Raw genomic sequence first — 17546 nt, forward strand, 5'->3', positions numbered from 1 at the left:
TATTCTACTTGGAAATTGCCATCTATTTAACCGATACAATTGGAGTATTGAAACTCGTAAAATCCTTTTAAAATATCTTCAATTATTTGATTTAACCGATACAATTGGAGTATTGAAACTCAATAAGATTTCTTAATATATCACTTGCACTAATATTTAACCGATACAATTGGAGTATTGAAACAGTTTTTACTTTAGTTAATGTTTTTAATCAATTCATTTAACCGATACAATTGGAGTATTGAAACTTATCTAGGAATTAAATAAATGAGGAAGTTATTAAATTTAACCGATACAATTGGAGTATTGAAACACAAAGAGCTGATAAAGATGTTTATACGCTTAAATTATTTAACCGATACAATTGGAGTATTGAAACATTGTTAAATTATGCACTATATTATCATAATCTCTAATTTAACCGATACAATTGGAGTATTGAAACACAAAGAGCTGATAAAGATGTTTATACGCTTAAATTATTTAACCGATACAATTGGAGTATTGAAACATACTTACACCCGTTTCCCTGCTTAATTGCACCATTATTTAACCGATACAATTGGAGTATTGAAACGCATTTTGATAAACGAGTTGAATTTTGAATGTTTGTATTTAACCGATACAATTGGAGTATTGAAACGGTATATTGTCTTGAGCGGTAAATCTTGCAAAATCATTTAACCGATACAATTGGAGTATTGAAACATTATAGGCTCAGGCTGGTCTAATAACTCCCTTGCAGATTTAACCGATACAATTGGAGTATTGAAACAAGCCACCATTAACAAAGTCAAACTTGCCCTCGCTCATTTAACCGATACAATTGGAGTATTGAAACATACTACCAGCTATACCACCTAACACTTGGAAGTCTAATTTAACCGATACAATTGGAGTATTGAAACCGATAAATAGTTCCATTAAACAATTCTCCAAATCTATATTTAACCGATACAATTGGAGTATTGAAACAATAAAACTTCATTAGCTCTTTTTACTACCACTTTAATTTAACCGATACAATTGGAGTATTGAAACTCGAATGTCCTATCTCTAAGTAAATATAAATCACATTTAACCGATACAATTGGAGTATTGAAACCTCCCTTACTTTTCTTTTTTATTTTTTTATACTTTTCATTTAACCGATACAATTGGAGTATTGAAACCAGTTGGATAATATTCCTGGTGTAGGTTCTATTACAATTTAACCGATACAATTGGAGTATTGAAACGAATAAGATTATTGTTAATATTATAGTTGTTTTATATTTAACCGATACAATTGGAGTATTGAAATAAAAAGAAAAAAGTTTCTAATAATTTTTAAAACTTAAACTTTTTAATTTCCAATTCTTCATTAAAATCAATATAATAAAAAATCTCTTCTTGTTTTCCTATTAATGTTTTAAGTCCAAGCATTGAAGAAATAGAGCCTATCAAATTTACCATTGGTGGAAGTTGACCTTTTACTTGAAGAGAGTTTGTAGCAAATATTTCAAAAGATGTAGTTTTAAAAACTCCCACTTGTCCCCTAAATTCCTCAACACTTGCATAAATCCAAGGAATACCTAGTTTTTTTGCAAACTTATCAATTTTTTTTCTCACTTCAAAATTATCTGTTGCATCAAAAACTAAATCAACATCAACTTCCAAGTTCTCATCAAAATATCCATCGATCGCAACAATTTCAGTAGCCTTACATCTTTTTATTTTATTACATAAAACTTTGCTTTTATTCCCTCCAACATCATCTTCACTAAATTGAAACTGACGATGTATATTATGAACTTCTATTCTGTCAAAATCAATTAAATAAATTTTTTTTAACCCTATACAACTAATAGTAGTTGAAATAATATTGCCAAGACCTCCACACCCAACTACTAAAACTGTTTTATTTCTTAATTTTTCTTGGTTTTCTTTTCCTATTATCATAATTTGTCTATTAAATAAATTTTCCATTTTTACTCTCCATTATATATCAAATTGTCTAATCTCTTCATATACTCTTAAAGCCTGAAAATGCTCTTTTACATCATGACATCTAACAATACTCGCTCCATTTCTAACTGCTTGGGCATGCAATATCAATGTCCCAGGAAGTCTCTCACTTGGATCAGTTGAAATATTTTCTTTTTTCATAATCATATCAATCATAGATTTTCTACTAGCTCCAATTAATAGTTCATATCCAAAATGCAAAAAGTGCTCAAGGTGTTTTATTAGCGCTAAATTATCTTCTAGTCTTTTCCCAAAACCTATTCCAACATCAAGTATAATTTCTTTTATACCAAAATTTTTAGCTTTTTCAATTCTTTCACTAAAAAATTCATCAACTTCCAAAACTACATTCTCATAAAATGGATTAACTTGCATATCCTTAGGAGTTCCTTTTTTATGCATAATTACAACATTAGCACAATATTTACTAACAACTTTAGCATATTCATCACTTTCAAGTCCAGTAATATCATTTGCTATTTTAAAACCTCTATCAAGCGCATATTCTAAAACTTTTGCTTCAAATGTATCGATACTAAAGATTACTTTTTCATATAACTTATTTTTATAAATTTCGTCTATTATAGGTTTTACTCTGTTTAGTTCTTCCTCAACTCCTACATATTCGCTTCCTGGTCTAGATGAAACTCCCCCTATATCAATTATTTTAGCTCCATTTTCTATCATATTTTCTATTTGTGTAATAGCTTTTTTCCCTTTAAACCTACTTCCTTCAAAAAAAGAGTCATCATTTGCATTAATAACACCCATAATTTTAAGAGGATATTTTGGCAAACTAGTAAATTCTTTCAACTCATTTGCTAGTTCTTTTAGTTTAAATGGCTGAGCTAACTCTTTTTTAGTCAAAATCTCAAGCTGTTTTTTATTACACATTAAAAGAGCATCAAATATTTTATTTTGACAATTTGGTACACCTTTTGGAACTGCAAGTTCAGCCCCAATACTTAATGCATCTTGCTTTAAAATATTTGCCGCACCACACGTAATATCTTTTATAAAAAAACAAAATTCACTTTTTTTCTTTTTCATTATTTCTATTCCAGGCTTATCAACACCAATTTTTTGCAAAAGTTTACCTAAATCTACATCGCAGTTCATTTTATATATTTTCATTTTCTCTCCTTAAACTCAAGCATAACCATAGAAAGAACTGCTTTGAGGTCGATATTTAGCTCAATCATTAAAATTGCATCGTTTATTATTTTTAGTTCATCTTCATTTTTAGCTAGTTTTAACAGAGATTTTAAAATACTTTTTACATCTTCTTTTTCTAAATCTTTTTTTAAGAGTTCAAAAATAAATGAATTGGAAATATTTTTAACCTCTATTTCTTTTATTTCTTTTTCAAAAAATCTCCTCTCTAAGATAAGCCTAGAAAGTATAGTGTCAAGTAAAGCATATTTTGATTTCGCTAGTAGTATGAATTCAATATTTTTTGGAGATTCTTCAAGGAGTTTAAGCAGCGCATTTTGAGCATAAACATTATACTTCTCTGCTACAATAAGTATAACTTTTTTTTCTTTTTCTGCAATATAAGCTGACTTTTTTATAACTCTTACATCTTCTATTTTTAGTTCATCTCTTAAAACAATTTCGTCATATAAAGTATCTTTAATTACTTTTTCAAAATCATTTGTTATTATAACTTTATTCAAAGTTCAATTTCTCCAAAAATAGAAGCTTTAATAGATTCATTTACAATTTCTGCTAAATCGAGAAGTTTTTTATCAAGTTTTTCATCAATTGATTTTAAATAAAAGTTTTTTGAAAGGTCTGTATCCATTATCCAGAAAAAAGATTGGGGTTTTCTTCTCACAAATTTTAAAAATGGTGTTTCTTTTCCAATATACCAAAAAATAAAATCTCCAAAAGAAATATTTAGCATATCCTCTATCATATCAAAGTGTTCAGGATGTCTTGCAATTTTAATTTGAGGTACTATTTTTACTAGACTATAAAAAGGTATAAATGAAGGCTTGAATTCATTAAAGTTATTGATTTTATTTATTAAGTATTCAGCATACCATTCTCTCTCTCCATCAGTAACAATTAAAACACTTTTACCCTCAATTATATGCGAAAGAAAATCGGATAGAAGAGGAACAAAATCAAGTCTTCGCTCTTCCATCCACTTCATACTTTTTTTACGAATTAAATCGATTATAAAACGATTTAAATCCATTATTTATCCAATTCATAAGCTTTATGTAGTGCTCTAACAGCCAACTCTCCATATTTTTCATCTATTACCATAGATATCTTAATTTCACTTGTAGAAATCATTATAATATTAATGTTTTCTTCAGCTAAAGTTTTAAAAGCAGTAGCTGCAACTCCGCTATGAGACTTCATTCCAACCCCAACAACACTAACTTTTGCTATAGATGTATCATATTCTATATTATCAGCTTTTTCTTGATACTCTTTAAGCACCTCTTTTGTAAGTTCTAGTTCTGTTTCTGGTACTGTAAAAGTTAAACTTGCTTTATTGTCTTTACCTACATTTTGAACAATCATATCAACATTTATATTTTTATTAGCTAGTTTTTCAAAAATTTCCGCACTAATTCCAGGTCTATCTTCTACTCCAAAAATGCTAACTCTTGCTTGATTCTTATCAAGTGCAACTCCACTAACTAATACTTTTTCCATTGCTTCATTCTCCTTTGTTATTAATGTTCCTTTAACTTCTGGTTTAAATGAAGATTTAACTTCAATATCTACATTTAGTTTTTTCGCTAGCTCAACTGAACGACTTTGCATAACTTTAGCTCCAAGAGAAGCAAGTTCAAGCATTTCATCATAACTTATTACATCAATTTTTTTGGCTTTTGGTTCAATTCTTGGGTCAGTTGTATAAATACCATCAACATCTGTATAAATTTCACATTTATCAGCATTAAGTGCACCTGCAATAGCAACAGCTGTTAAATCACTACCACCTCGTCCTAAAGTTGTAACATCACCTTTTTCATTAATTCCCTGAAATCCTGCAACTATTACAACTTTTCCTTCATTTAAATATTTTTGCATTTTTTCTGGATCTATATCCATAATTCTAGCTTTTGTATGATCACTTGTTGTTTTAATTCCAGCTTGTCTACCTGTTAGGGCAATTGCATCTATCCCCATTGCTTGAAGAGCAATACTAAGAAGCGCACTTGTAACTCTCTCTCCACTACTAACTAATAAATCTACTTCTCTTTGAGGTGGGGTTTTACTAAAATGATTTGCATATTCAAGAAGTTTATTTGTCTCTCCTGCCATTGCAGAAACTACAACTACAACATCATTACCTTTTTCTTTATAACTTTTAACTATATTTGCCACATTTTGAATTCTATCTAGATTTCCAACACTTGTACCACCAAATTTTTGAACTACCAACATCCACTTCCTTTCACTTTCCATTTTTTATTATATTTTCCACTTTTCACTTTCCATTTTCCATTGTTAAAGGTATCCTTCTTTTTTAAAATAATCTATTACTGTTTTATATACAGGTCTTTTAAATGACTTTACATATTTAAACACATCGTTTACTGGCACAAATTTATATTCTCTAAACTCTGGAACTTCAGTATTTAAATTTATTTTAGCTTCTGGTTTGAGTCTTACTAAAAAATATTTTTGAGCTTGTCCATCATATGGATACATTTTTTCAGCTATTTTTTTTGGAAAATCATATTTGAGCCATTCTGGCATTTCTGATATTATTTCAACTTTGTCTGTTCCTATTTCCTCTTTTAATTCTCTTAAAAGAGCTTGTTTACAACTCTCACCTTTGTCAATACCTCCTTGAGGAAATTGCCATGCATCAATATCGGTTCTTTTAGCTATTAATATTTCAACCTTTTCCGGATATTTAGGTGAAAGTATTATAGCTGCAACATTTGGTCTATATTTTTTCAACACTTCACCTTTTTTTAGTAAAATTATATCTAAAAATGGAAAATGTAAAATGAAAAATGAAAAATTATTATATATTCATATTCCTTTTTGCGATAGTAAATGCAACTATTGTGCTTTTAACTCTTATACAAATCTAAATCACTTAAAAAAAGAGTATTTTGAAGCTTTAAAAACTCAGTTTTTAAATGATATAGAAAGTTTAAAAGTAAAAGAGTTTGAGACTATTTTTATAGGAGGGGGTACTCCATCTACAATGAATATAGAATTTTATGAAAAGCTTATGAAGTTACTTTTTCCATATATAAAGAATGCACTAGAACTAACTATTGAGTGTAATCCAAATGTATCTTTTGAGTGGCTAAAAGAAATTAAAAATTTGAGTTTTAATCGTATAAGTTTTGGTGTTCAAAGCTTTAATGAAGAAAAGCTAAAATTTCTAAATAGAAATCACTCAAAAACTCTTGCAATAAAATCAATAGAAAATGCTAAAAAGGCTGGTTTTGAAAATATAAATATTGATTTGATTTATTCAACTGCAATTGATTCAAAAGAACTTCTTAAAAATGATTTAGATATTGCCTTTTTCTTACCAATAAACCATATAAGTGCATATTCTTTAACTATTGAAGAAAATACAAAATTTGAAGGTGATTACAGCAAGAGAAAAGAAGATGAAGAATTAGAAGTTTGGTTTATAGAGAAAATAAAGAAAAGATTTTCTCAATATGAAATATCTAATTTTGGAAAACCTTGTATTCATAATCTAGGCTATTGGCAAGGAAAAGAATATATTGGCATAGGAGCAGGAGCGGTGGGATTTATTAAGTTGCCAAGTTATAAGTTCCAAGTTCCAAGTAATAAAGAATGGAGAATTTTTAGGTATTATACGCAAAATAATGTTTATGAATATATTAAAAATCCTATAAAATATAAAATTGAAAATCTAAAAAACGAAGACATAAAAAAAGAGAAAGTATTTTTAGGATTACGTTCAATTGTAGGGTTTGATGAAAATATTTTAAATCAGGAAGAAAAGAAAAGAGTTGAAATTTTAATATCAGAAAATAAACTCTTCAAAAAAGAAAATAAAATCTATTCTTATGATTTTTTACTAGCCGATGCTTTAACGGAATATATTTTAGATTAATTTTTCACTTTTAATTTTACATTTTTCACTTCGTTTTTACCAAGGAGCGATTGCACTCCAAAATTTAGAAAACCAGTTTTGTTCAGTATATCTTTTTAAATCTCCTTGAGTTTCATAAGCAATTTTTGCATCTGCTATATACTTACTATCAATTGTATTATCAGGACTAATATCCTCAGGTCTAATTACTCCACTAATTTTAATGATCTGTTTTTGTCCATCTACAAAAATTTCTCTTGTACCATATATATAATAATTACCATTTGCTAAAATTTTTACAATTCTTGCACTAATAGTTGTCTCAAACTTCTCATTTCTTTGTTGAGTACCACTTCCTTGAAAAGTTCTACTTGAATTCATTGAAGGCAAATTCAAACTAAGGCCTGTTTTACCAATATTTTTAGTATCTCCTCTCCAATTTAAAGCCCCACTTACACTCATATCAAAAAGTCCACCAGCATCAGTGTTTGCTTCATTTAATTTTTTACTAGCTTGTGAAGATTGTGTGATTTGTTCTGTAATTACTACAGTTACAACATCATTTACTTGCTTTGCTTTTGTATCTGAAAATAGATTATCACCATTTGTAAAAAGTGAGCCCGGATTACTGAGAGTTTCTTTTTCTTTACTTGGCATCTCTTCTACATATTTAGGAGGAGTCATTGAAACTGTTGGGTCCATAGGATGAGATGCACATCCTAAAAAGAATAACATAGGAGTAATTAGAATTAAGGATTTCTTCACTTTTTATCCTTTTTTACTCAAAAAGCAAAAAGTGTTCCAAATAATCTACCCTATTTCCTCCTTTTTGTTTTGCAAGAATTAATGCCTCTTCTGCTCTTTTTATCAAATCTGATAGACTGTCTCCTTTTTGTAATTCTGCAATACCAATACTTGTAGAGATACAAATTTTTTGATTATCAAATGCCACTTCATTCAACACTTTATTAATACGGTCTGCTAGTTTTAAAAACTCCTCTTTGTTTGAAAAGCTTAAAATTACAAATTCATCTCCTCCAAATCTCCCAAGAATATCCATTCCTCTAATCTGAGTTTTTAACTTTTGTGCAACCTCATTTAAAATTTTATCTGAAAGTTTATGACCATATTTTTTATTAATATCCTTAAAATCATCAATATCTATAATCATTAAAGATACAGGCATATTTTTTCTTTTTGAAATATCAAAATATTTTTGAGCAATTTCAAAAAAATAACCTCTTTTATATACATCTGTTATTTCATCAAATTGAGTCAGTTTTGAAATTTTTGAATTTAACAAATCTATTTTTAGTTTAAGTTTTGACATAAAAAATGACATTGAAACTGAGAATATAAAAATAAGACCAAATACAACACTTAAAATATAAGGAATAATATCATTTTGAACAAATAAAATACATTTTAAAAATACAAATAAAACAACAACAAAAAACGTTGATAACAACAAATCTTTTAAAATCATTTTAAAAAAAGTTGTTTTTGTCAACTAAGTACCTCCTTTTAATCCCTTTACTCCCTGTTTTATATTATCCATTCTCATAAAATATTCCCCAACTAAAAACGCATCAACTCCATTTTTATGAAGCTTTTTTACAGTATCAAAACTATTAATTCCACTCTCTGCAACTATTATAACATCTTTAGGTAAACTAGGTATTAATTTTTTACTAAGGTCCATATCCATTTCAAAAGTTTTTAAATCTCTATGATTAAAACCAATAATATCAGCTCCAATTTCCAAAGCTTTTTGCAAATCATCCTCATCATGAATTTCAAATAAAACTTCCAGCCCTATATTTTTAGCAAAACTATATAACTTTTGTAATTGACTTAAATCAAGTGCTTTTGCAATTAACAAAATAAAATCAGCACCAGCCCAGTAGCTTTCGGCAATTTGAAACTCATCTATAATAAAGTCTTTTCTAAGAAGTGGGATTTTACTAAATTTATTAATCTCTTTTAAACACTCCAAACTTCCTTGAAAAAAGAAAGGTTCTGTTAAAATACTCATAGCATCAGCTACTTGTATATAATCTTTTGCAATTGATATTGGATCAAAATCCTCTCTTATAACACCCTTACTAGGACTTGCTTTTTTTACCTCCGCTATTATTCTATAAGGATTATCAGGTGTTGATTTTAAAGCTTCCTTAACATCTCTAAAATCTCTTTTAATTTTTAAAAATTTATCAAAGTCTTCTTTATTTTTTCTTTTCTCTAGGTAAACTTTTGTTTTGTTTATAATCTTTTCTAAAATCATTATCTTCCTTTTTTAAGTTTTTTTGTAAACATTCTTTTATCATTTTTTTGTGATATTCAATTTCTTTGTCTTTTATTTTTATATATTTAATTATTTCATAAGCCTTCTTACATTTATGTAATTTATAATATCCCCAAGCAAGTGAATCAATATACTCTTCATTATCAGGATTTTTTAAAAGAGCTTTTTGCACAAATTTTATTCCCTCTTTTGGATTTATATTAAACTTTATTAAAAGATAACCAATAAAATTATATAAATAATCACTTGGATAAATTGTTGATAAAAACTTAAGTTTATTTACAATATCTTTTATCTCATTTTTTGTAGGATGGTCTTTATATAAAAGCTCACAATATTTAAGTAAAAATTTAGGACTCGCTGTTTTTTCGTACAAATTAAGCGAAATAAAGGCTGCTTTTCTATACTCTTTCATTTTTGAATACAAAAATATCAAATATTCTTTATCAAGATTATATTTTAAAATAAGTTTTTTTGCTTTTTGATACTCATTATTTTGAATATAAACATTAAGAGCCAAAATATAGTATTTTTCATCAAACTGCCCCATTTTTTCATATATATTAGCTAAATTATCATAATCATATAAACTCTTATAAATATTAGCAAGTCTATTACAAATATCAAAGTCACATCCGTACAAATTCAAATGAGTTCTAAGATAAGCTAATGCTTCATTATATTTCTTAAGCTTTATCAAAACATCTACTAAATCAAGCAATACATTTTTAGAAGAATTTAGTGCATATAAAGACTTTAAATAGTGTAATGCCTCTTCATATTTTCCTTCTGTAAGTAATATATAACTCATCATCGAATAAAAAAATTCTTTTTTCTCATTCATTTTTGTAAGTAAAATCTCTTTTGCTTTATTAATTTTATTCTGATTTATTAAGGCAAAAATTTCATATTCAAGTATCCTATAGTTACATTTTTCTTCACAATTTTGGGCTATTTTTATAACCTCATTATATTTTTTTTGTCTAAATAAATTTTCTACCTTTTTTTCTAAATATATAGGCTTTTTTGTTTTTTCATATAAAAACTGATAAATTAAAACAGCCTCTTTATAATTTCCATTTTCTTCATTTACAAGAGCTTTGATAATATATTCATCTTCATTTGGAATAACCTTTTTCCCAATAGGCGGCTGCTTTACACTACATCCTGCCATTAATAATAAAACAATAAAAATAATAATTTTACATTTTACATTTTTCATTTTTCACTTTCCATAATTATTCCCGGACATTCTTTTTTTAATTCATTTAGATGTGTTTTAAAATAATCCCAAAAAGGAAATGTCCTACATTGTTTTGGACGTACTGGATAAATTTTGCAACCATTTTCAAAAAATATACAAGCAAATCCGTCTTTATAAGGCTTCTCTTTTAAAGAAAATTTATATCCTACTTTTATTAAAAATCTATCAATAAATAGATTTTTATCAATTTTTAAAAAATTTGCAATATCTTCAATTTCTTTTATATTAACCCAAATATACCCACTCTCTCCCGTGCAGCAATTTCCATCACACCTATTGCAGGCATCTTGATCAAACTTATAAGGAAAACCTTCTTTTTCAATAATTCTCAATTTCTTCTCTCCCTAAGTTTAATTTTATGCTATTTGTATTTGCTTTTTTATAAATATTACTTGCTTCCTGTGAATACTCACTCCCTTCAAACCCTATTAATGGTGAGTGTATTTTTACCATAGATTTTGCATGCCTTTTAGCTCTTATCATTACTAAACTAGCATTTTTTTTAAGTCTTGGATGCATAAATCTTATATCTACAACCTTTAAAGGCTTAGGCAAGTTTTTTATAATATCATCAATTCTCTTTGCATCATAACAAAAAATAAACTCACCTCTTTCTTTAAGTGATTCATTTACTTTTTTAAAGAATTCTCTCATAGGTAAATACTCTTCATATCTTGCTATACGCTTTATTTCATTGTCACTTTTTAACGTACCTTGATAAAAAGGAGGATTTGAGATAATAAAATCAAACTCTCTTTTAAAATTTGTACTTAAAAAATCATCAACAATCAAATCTGCTTCTAAATTATTCTCTTTTAAATTTTTTTTAATAAACTCTCCCATAATTTTTTGTTTTTCTATTATAGTTAAATTAATTTCAGGAAAATCCCTTTTGACAAGAAGTCCTAAAACACCACAACCCCCACCAACTTCAAGGACTCTTCCTTTTATATTAAATTTACCTATAAAATCATATAAAAACATAGTATCACTATTGTAGCAATACCCATCTTTTGGTTGAAAAAGCTTTAATTCACTATTGTTTTTAAACTTCTCCATTATTCTGTAAATCCTAATTCATCTAAAATAGATTTAATATCTTCTTGATAAATTCTTTCTTCATCAATATGCTTTGCATTTTTTACTTTTTCTTTAATTTCATTAACCACAAAATGTCCTTTTTTTGTAAAATTATAACTAAAAAGGCGATAAATGATAATAATTCCGGCAAGACTATCTTCTTCTAGACTTCCAAATAAAGTTTTAGCTGAAATTAATGATAAACCGATGATAATTTGGTGCGCTGAAGTTGCAAGCACGGTTGATGATGTATGTATAGCAACAGACTCAGAGGAAGTTATAGATGTATGTAAAAAATATGGATTTAACGGAGTATTAACTGATAAAAATCACCAAAGCGGAAGTGATAGAATAAAAGAAGCAGCTGATATTTTGGGATTAAAAGATACAGACACAGTTATAAATATGCAAGGAGATGAACCTTTTTTAGAACCTGAGATTTTACAAAAAGTAAAAGAAAAACTAATAGAAATAAAAAATAGAGATTTTGCGATGGTCAGCTGTTATAAAGAAATAGATGAATTAAGTGCAGAAGATCCAAATTTAGTAAAGGTAATTCTTGATAAAAATAATGATGCAATATATTTTTCAAGAAGTAAAATCCCATATAACCGTGATAATATTCCTCATATATATTTTGGACACATTGGAATTTATGGGTTTATTAAAAAAAGCCTTGATGAGTTTGTAAAAATGAAAGGAAACTTAGAACACATCGAAAAGCTAGAACAATTAAGAGTAATTGAAAACGGCAAAAAAATTGCCATGATTAAAGTAGAAACCAAAAGTTTTGGGATTGATACGAAAGATGATTTAGAAAAGGCAAGAGAATATGCAAAAAAAATGTAGAATGAATAATAAAAAATTAAAATTAGCTATAAGTATTGGTGACTTAAATGGTATTGGAATTGAAATAGCTCTAAAATCACACAATACTATTAAAGAATTTGTGAGACCAATTTATTGCATAAATGAAAAAATGTTAATTCAAGCTGCTAATCTACTTAATATAAACATTCCAAATGATTTTGAAATAGCAGAGGTTGATGGAGATTTTGAAATAAAACCGGGAGTTGTCGATAAAGATGCAGGAGAATATTCATATAAAAGTTTTATAAAAGCTATTGAATTAGCAAAAGTTAAAAAAGTAGAAGCTATTACAACTCTGCCTATCCATAAAGAAGCTTGGAGTAAAGCTGGAATAAAATATAGGGGACATACTGAAGTTTTAAGAGATATATTCAAAAAAGATGCAATAATGATGCTTGGATGTCCTAAAATGTATGTAGCACTTTTCACTGAACATATCCCATTAAAAGAAGTTCCTAAAAAAATAAAAAAAGAAAAACTTACTAAATTTTTCATAGATTTTTATAACTCTACTAAGTTTGAAAAAGTGGGAGTCCTTGGTCTTAATCCTCATGCAGGAGATGGAGGAGTTTTAGGAGATGAAGAGATAAAAGAAATTTTGCCAGCTATAACTAAAGCAAACGAAATATTAAAAAGTAATATCTTCTATGGTCCTCTTGTACCTGATATTGCTTTTACATCAAAAAAAGGCGTATTTATTGCTATGTATCATGACCAAGGCTTAACTCCATTAAAAACTCTTTATTTTGATGAAAGTATAAATGTTAGTTTAAATTTACCTATTTTACGTACATCTGTAGACCACGGTACAGCTTTTGATATAGCATATCAGGGAAAAGCTAAAATTAATAGTTTTATAAATGCCATAAGGTATATAGAAAAAACTCAACTTTGATATATATCAAAACACTTTTATATCTATTTTATTTAGATATAATGGTATAAAATAAAAAAGGAACAAAAATGGATTTTCCAAAATTAATCAAATACCAACATGAAAGCTTTATAAAATTTATTTATGCAAGTGTAATGGTAAAAGAAGCAGATGTAAGACAAAAACTAGAAGATATAGCAATATTTAAATATCGTCATATGGTATGGGCAATGCAAGATACAGTGAATGCAGGGGTTAAATTTAATATGGACTTTGATGAAAAAGAAATCTTAAAAATAAAACAAGAAAGAGAAGAAGATTTACTTGAAGTATTAATTGATGATTTAGACAATAACTTAGCACTTTATGAAGGTATTGATAATCCAACAATTAATAGATTTAGAAGTGATGACACTTATTTTATTGAAGAACTTAGAAAACTTGATATAGAAGGTAAAGTTACTTCATTTAATGAAAGTAAAATGCTGCCTGGAATTGAATTAGATGAAAATGCTAAAGCTGCTCTTGTGTTTTTCTTAATGGAAGAAACTTTTAAAGAATATGAATTAATTACAATTTACAGTTACCTAAAAGTTCATAGTAATAGTGCTATACCTAAATCAGCTTTTACTGATTTAGCATATGACTCTATTTATCATTTAAAAAGATTTGCTACACTAGCAAGCAAAATGGGAATATTAACTCTTCCAAGGCCAATTCCTTATGAAAAATATGAAAACATTGGTATTGTAGAGTTTTTAAAAGAAAATATTGAAGAAGAAATGGATGCTGAAAAGCAATGTTTAATATTAGCTGAAAAAATAGGTAACAAAGAGTTAAGTGATTTCTTACTATTTATTTCTCGTCAAGAAGTATATCATGGAGAGTTACTTCAAAGAGCACTTGATGCTATAAATAATACTACTTCAAAATAATTTATAATAATTATTTTCCTCTCCTATCCTTCTGTTACTTGAAATAAGTGATAAAAAAAATAAAAAAGAATTTATCAAACAATAAAATATAAGGTTTTATCAAAATTTAATGACAGTCACTATAAAGTAAATCAAAAAAAGAGAAAGAGGAAATTATTAAGCGAATTTAGCTAATACTTCCTCTGCTTCTTTGTATCCAAGTTCAAAAGCTTTTTTATTGATTTCAACAGCTTTTGCAGGAACTGTTTCAATCATAGCTTGGAATACTAATTCTTTATCAAGATCAAGCATTTTTGTTGCAATCGCAAGTGCTACAACTGATTGAGTAATAACATTACCTACTTTTTCTTTAGCAATTGTTATAACTTCAATAGGGAACATTTTCCACTTAGCTTTATCATCATCTGTTGGATAAACTAAATTTGGCTCGTATACTATAATACCGCCCTCTTTTACACCATTTTTAAATAAGTTATATGATTTATCTGCAACACTTAGCATAAAATCAATTTCCCCATCTACTGCATAAGGATATAAAATAGCTTTGTCATCTAGAATAATATCAACCTTAGTAGGCCCTCCCCTTACTTGAGAAGTATAAGTACCTACTTGCACTCCATATTTTCCAGCTTTCACATAAGCTCTAGCTAAAATTTCACCAGCTAGAAGAACACCTTGTCCTCCAACTCCTGTAAATCTTAATTGTTTTCTCATTATTAACCCCTTACTCTCTCAACTAGTTTATAATACTCTTCACAATATTCTGGTTCTTCTTTTTGATATAAAATACCTCTTGGGAATTTTCCTTGTTTTTTAAGTTCATATTTTTCATCTTCACTTAATTTATCCCATTTAGCTTTTGGAATTAAGTTCTCTTCAATCCAATCCATATTTTGTTTTGCTTGAGCCATTTTATTTTTTCTACCTAAGTTTACGTGGCAGTTTGAATGAATATCAAAGAAACTAAATCCTTTATGCTCAAAACCTTTAATAAATAGTCTCTCAAGTTTTTGAGCTTCTGATACACTTTCTCTTCCTACGAATGTAGCACCTGCACCAATTGCTAAATCACAAGCATCAAAAGTTGGATCAATATTTCCATATTGAGTTGTAACTGACCACATACCTTTTGGTGTAGTTGGAGATACTTGAGAGTTTGTAAGACCGTAAATAAAGTTATTAATAAGTACAAAATTAATATCTATGTTTCTTCTACATCCATGAATTGTATGGTTACCACCAATTGCAAGTCCATCACCATCACCTGCAACAACAATTACATGTTTATCAGGGTTTGCTAATTTAATCCCTGTTGCATAAGCTACAGTTCTACCATGAGTTGTGTGAACTGTGTTTGCGTCAATATAACTTGAAAATCTTCCACTACATCCAATACCAGAAACTATACAAATATCATTTTTATCCCAACCAAGTTTTGCAAAAGCTCTAATCATAGCTTTCATAATAATACCATCACCACATCCCCAACACCAAAGTGTTGGCATCTTATCAGTTCTTAAATAATAATCATAATTAAATGCCATTGTTACTCCTTATAGTTTATTTGTTTATTTAGATACCATTTCTTTTATTTTTGCTTTTATTTCAGAAGGGCTTATAGGTCTTCCGTTCGCTTTAAATAATGTATCAAATGTCTCAGCTTTTCTACCACTTGCTCTTTGAACTTCTTTAAAATATTGTCCTTTATTCATTTCAGTAACTAATACTTTATCAAATTTTTTACATACTTCATCAATTTTTTCTTCAGGGCTTGGCCATAAAGTAATTGGTCTAAATAGTCCTACTTTAATACCTTCTTCTCTTAAATCTTTTATAGCTTCTTTTACTGCTAAAGAAACGCTTCCATAAGCAATTATTGCAATATCAGCATCATCTAGCATAAATTCTTCATAGCTTTCAAGTTCTTTTCTCTTAGATAAAATTTTATTAAATAGTCTGTCTATTAATTTTTGACAAGTTTCAGCATCTTCAGTTGGGAATCCAGTTGGACCATGGTGAAGACCAGTTACATGATATCTATATCCCTTAAAGAATGGATTTAGAATCGCTGGCTCATCCTGAGGTACATTATAAGGCTCATATGTTGCAGGATCACCCTCATAAACTCTTCTATTTACAATAGTTTTTTCTACTTCTTCTTTATCTGGTAACACAGCTTTACCAACCATATGACCAAGTGTTTCATCTAGTAACACAAAAACAGGTGTCATAAATTTTTCTGCAATATTAAATGCTCTAACTGTTTCAGTATAACACTCTTCTAAACTACCTGCACAAAGTGTAATTGATTGAAAATCACCATGAGTTGGCGCTTGTGCTTGAAGAATATCACCTTGTTGAGGTCTTGTTGGAAGACCAGTACTAGGTCCACCTCTCATAACGTTAGTAATTACTAGAGGTACTTCTGCCATAAATGCTAAACCAATTTGCTCAGCTTTTAGTGAAATACCAGGTCCTGAAGTATTAGTCATTGCTTTTACACCACTCATACTAGCACCAAGTGCTACTGCAATTCCACCAATTTCATCTTCCATTTGGATAAAAACTCCCCCAACTTTTGGTAAAAGCTTACTCATTTCATGAGCAACTTCGCTTGATGGTGTAATAGGATATCCACCAAAAAACTTACATCCAGCATCAATTGCTGCAAGTGCTGCTAACTCATTCCCTGTAGTTACAATTTCTCTTGGCATTACGCTTCTCCTTTTAACTTTTTAACTTCATTAAGTTTTTTGAATTTGAACTCATCTCTTTCAGCTACAAAAATACAAAAATCTGGACATTCTAGTTCACACTCTTTACACCCAATACACCACTCAGGATGTGTAACTTTTACCATTTGACCTAAAATACTATGTGGATCTGGAACCATTTCAAGAACTCCAGTTGGACAAAAATCTACACATAATTCACAACTTTTGCATTTACTTTCATCAACCCAAACAGGTGTGTTTTCTGGAGCTTTTAATCTGAAATCTATATTCAAAGCCATTTAATCTCCTTTTTTTTATTTATTTTATAATAACAAAAAAGGAAAAGAAAAAAGCCGATTTCCAAAGTATAGAAGCTATTTTGAGTAAAAATGTAACACTTTGAATATTTACTATTGTGTCTGTCACTATATATTACAA

General features: G+C 28.3%; 20 protein-coding genes and 1 CRISPR repeat array (1 of these 21 cut by a window edge). Of the genes, 4 read left to right on the forward strand and 16 right to left on the reverse strand.

Annotated features, from left to right (window positions below):
* Positions 1-1303: a CRISPR direct-repeat array (repeat unit 30 nt; unit sequence ATTTAACCGATACAATTGGAGTATTGAAAC) (it extends 1682 nt beyond the left edge of the window).
* 26 nt (positions 1304-1329) lie between these two features.
* The 6 genes from ACYQ1U_RS02660 to ACYQ1U_RS02685 all read right to left on the reverse strand — a co-directional run bounded on the left by ACYQ1U_RS02660 (position 1330) and on the right by ACYQ1U_RS02685 (position 5940).
* Entirely contained in the window at positions 1330-1968 is a 639-nt protein-coding gene (locus ACYQ1U_RS02660) for a HesA/MoeB/ThiF family protein (RefSeq protein ID WP_459883992.1), read from the reverse strand.
* Between the two features lie 12 nt (positions 1969-1980).
* Positions 1981-3141, reverse strand: a complete 1161-nt coding sequence (gene folP / locus ACYQ1U_RS02665; protein WP_459883994.1) for a dihydropteroate synthase — start codon at positions 3139-3141, stop codon at positions 1981-1983.
* Positions 3138-3683, reverse strand: coding sequence for a DNA polymerase III subunit delta' (locus tag ACYQ1U_RS02670; RefSeq protein WP_459883997.1), 546 nt, complete (start codon positions 3681-3683; stop codon positions 3138-3140). The genes folP and ACYQ1U_RS02670 overlap by 4 nt, the downstream gene beginning before the upstream one ends.
* Complete coding sequence (locus ACYQ1U_RS02675) at positions 3680-4210, reverse strand: HobA family DNA replication regulator (RefSeq protein WP_459883999.1); 531 nt, start codon at positions 4208-4210, stop codon at positions 3680-3682. The genes ACYQ1U_RS02670 and ACYQ1U_RS02675 overlap by 4 nt, the downstream gene beginning before the upstream one ends.
* Positions 4210-5418: an aspartate kinase gene (locus tag ACYQ1U_RS02680; RefSeq protein ID WP_459884002.1), complete on the reverse strand. Its 1209-nt coding sequence runs from the start codon at positions 5416-5418 to the stop codon at positions 4210-4212. Before ACYQ1U_RS02680 ends, ACYQ1U_RS02675 begins: the two co-directional genes overlap by 1 nt.
* Before the next feature lie 63 nt (positions 5419-5481).
* Complete coding sequence (locus ACYQ1U_RS02685) at positions 5482-5940, reverse strand: RNA pyrophosphohydrolase (protein WP_459884005.1); 459 nt, start codon at positions 5938-5940, stop codon at positions 5482-5484.
* A 49-nt stretch (positions 5941-5989) separates the two neighbouring features.
* On the opposite strand from ACYQ1U_RS02685, the gene hemW reads away from it, so the two are divergent.
* Positions 5990-7087 (forward strand): radical SAM family heme chaperone HemW, encoded by a 1098-nt coding sequence (hemW, locus tag ACYQ1U_RS02690; protein ID WP_459884008.1) that lies wholly within the window; start codon positions 5990-5992, stop codon positions 7085-7087.
* Between the two features lie 36 nt (positions 7088-7123).
* Here the strand turns inward: hemW and ACYQ1U_RS02695 are convergent, their stop codons facing one another.
* Genes ACYQ1U_RS02695 through ACYQ1U_RS02720 form a run of 6 tightly spaced genes read right to left on the reverse strand, consistent with a single transcriptional unit; the run spans position 7124 to position 11694 of the window.
* The gene (locus ACYQ1U_RS02695; protein ID WP_459884011.1) at positions 7124-7831 is read right to left on the reverse strand and encodes a flagellar basal body L-ring protein FlgH; all 708 of its coding nucleotides are present in this window, start codon (positions 7829-7831) and stop codon (positions 7124-7126) included.
* A 13-nt stretch (positions 7832-7844) separates the two neighbouring features.
* Positions 7845-8576, reverse strand: coding sequence for a GGDEF domain-containing protein (locus tag ACYQ1U_RS02700; RefSeq protein ID WP_459884014.1), 732 nt, complete (start codon positions 8574-8576; stop codon positions 7845-7847).
* On the reverse strand, positions 8577-9350 hold the full coding sequence (gene trpC, locus ACYQ1U_RS02705; RefSeq protein WP_459884017.1) for an indole-3-glycerol phosphate synthase TrpC: 774 nt from the start codon (positions 9348-9350) through the stop codon (positions 8577-8579).
* Positions 9292-10593 (reverse strand): tetratricopeptide repeat protein, encoded by a 1302-nt coding sequence (locus ACYQ1U_RS02710; protein ID WP_459884020.1) that lies wholly within the window; start codon positions 10591-10593, stop codon positions 9292-9294. Before ACYQ1U_RS02710 ends, trpC begins: the two co-directional genes overlap by 59 nt.
* Positions 10590-10967 (reverse strand): YkgJ family cysteine cluster protein, encoded by a 378-nt coding sequence (locus ACYQ1U_RS02715; RefSeq protein ID WP_459884023.1) that lies wholly within the window; start codon positions 10965-10967, stop codon positions 10590-10592. The genes ACYQ1U_RS02710 and ACYQ1U_RS02715 overlap by 4 nt, the downstream gene beginning before the upstream one ends.
* Positions 10954-11694, reverse strand: coding sequence for a tRNA1(Val) (adenine(37)-N6)-methyltransferase (locus ACYQ1U_RS02720; RefSeq protein WP_459884026.1), 741 nt, complete (start codon positions 11692-11694; stop codon positions 10954-10956). The genes ACYQ1U_RS02715 and ACYQ1U_RS02720 overlap by 14 nt, the downstream gene beginning before the upstream one ends.
* 153 nt (positions 11695-11847) lie before the next feature.
* On the opposite strand from ACYQ1U_RS02720, the gene kdsB reads away from it, so the two are divergent.
* The 3 genes from kdsB to ACYQ1U_RS02735 all read left to right on the forward strand — a co-directional run bounded on the left by kdsB (position 11848) and on the right by ACYQ1U_RS02735 (position 14394).
* Positions 11848-12564 (forward strand): 3-deoxy-manno-octulosonate cytidylyltransferase, encoded by a 717-nt coding sequence (gene kdsB, locus ACYQ1U_RS02725; RefSeq protein ID WP_459884029.1) that lies wholly within the window; start codon positions 11848-11850, stop codon positions 12562-12564.
* A gap of 1 nt (position 12565) precedes the next feature.
* Positions 12566-13480 carry a 4-hydroxythreonine-4-phosphate dehydrogenase gene (pdxA, locus tag ACYQ1U_RS02730; protein WP_459886374.1) on the forward strand — a complete coding sequence of 305 codons (915 nt, stop codon included), beginning with the start codon at positions 12566-12568 and terminating at the stop codon, positions 13478-13480.
* Between the two features lie 68 nt (positions 13481-13548).
* Positions 13549-14394, forward strand: a complete 846-nt coding sequence (locus tag ACYQ1U_RS02735; protein ID WP_459884031.1) for a 4-hydroxythreonine-4-phosphate dehydrogenase — start codon at positions 13549-13551, stop codon at positions 14392-14394.
* A gap of 156 nt (positions 14395-14550) precedes the next feature.
* Here the strand turns inward: ACYQ1U_RS02735 and ACYQ1U_RS02740 are convergent, their stop codons facing one another.
* From ACYQ1U_RS02740 to ACYQ1U_RS02755, 4 genes are read right to left on the reverse strand one after another with little or no spacing between them, the layout of a single operon-like run.
* Complete coding sequence (locus ACYQ1U_RS02740) at positions 14551-15108, reverse strand: 2-oxoacid:acceptor oxidoreductase family protein (RefSeq protein WP_459884033.1); 558 nt, start codon at positions 15106-15108, stop codon at positions 14551-14553.
* Between the two features lie 2 nt (positions 15109-15110).
* Positions 15111-15938, reverse strand: a complete 828-nt coding sequence (locus ACYQ1U_RS02745) for a 2-oxoglutarate ferredoxin oxidoreductase subunit beta (RefSeq protein ID WP_459884035.1) — start codon at positions 15936-15938, stop codon at positions 15111-15113.
* A gap of 24 nt (positions 15939-15962) precedes the next feature.
* Positions 15963-17108, reverse strand: a complete 1146-nt coding sequence (locus ACYQ1U_RS02750) for a 2-oxoglutarate synthase subunit alpha (protein WP_459884038.1) — start codon at positions 17106-17108, stop codon at positions 15963-15965.
* The gene (locus tag ACYQ1U_RS02755) at positions 17108-17407 is read right to left on the reverse strand and encodes a 4Fe-4S binding protein (RefSeq protein ID WP_459884040.1); all 300 of its coding nucleotides are present in this window, start codon (positions 17405-17407) and stop codon (positions 17108-17110) included. Before ACYQ1U_RS02755 ends, ACYQ1U_RS02750 begins: the two co-directional genes overlap by 1 nt.
* Between the last annotated feature and the right edge of the window lie 139 nt (positions 17408-17546).

This window comes from Caminibacter profundus, assembly GCF_054657155.1.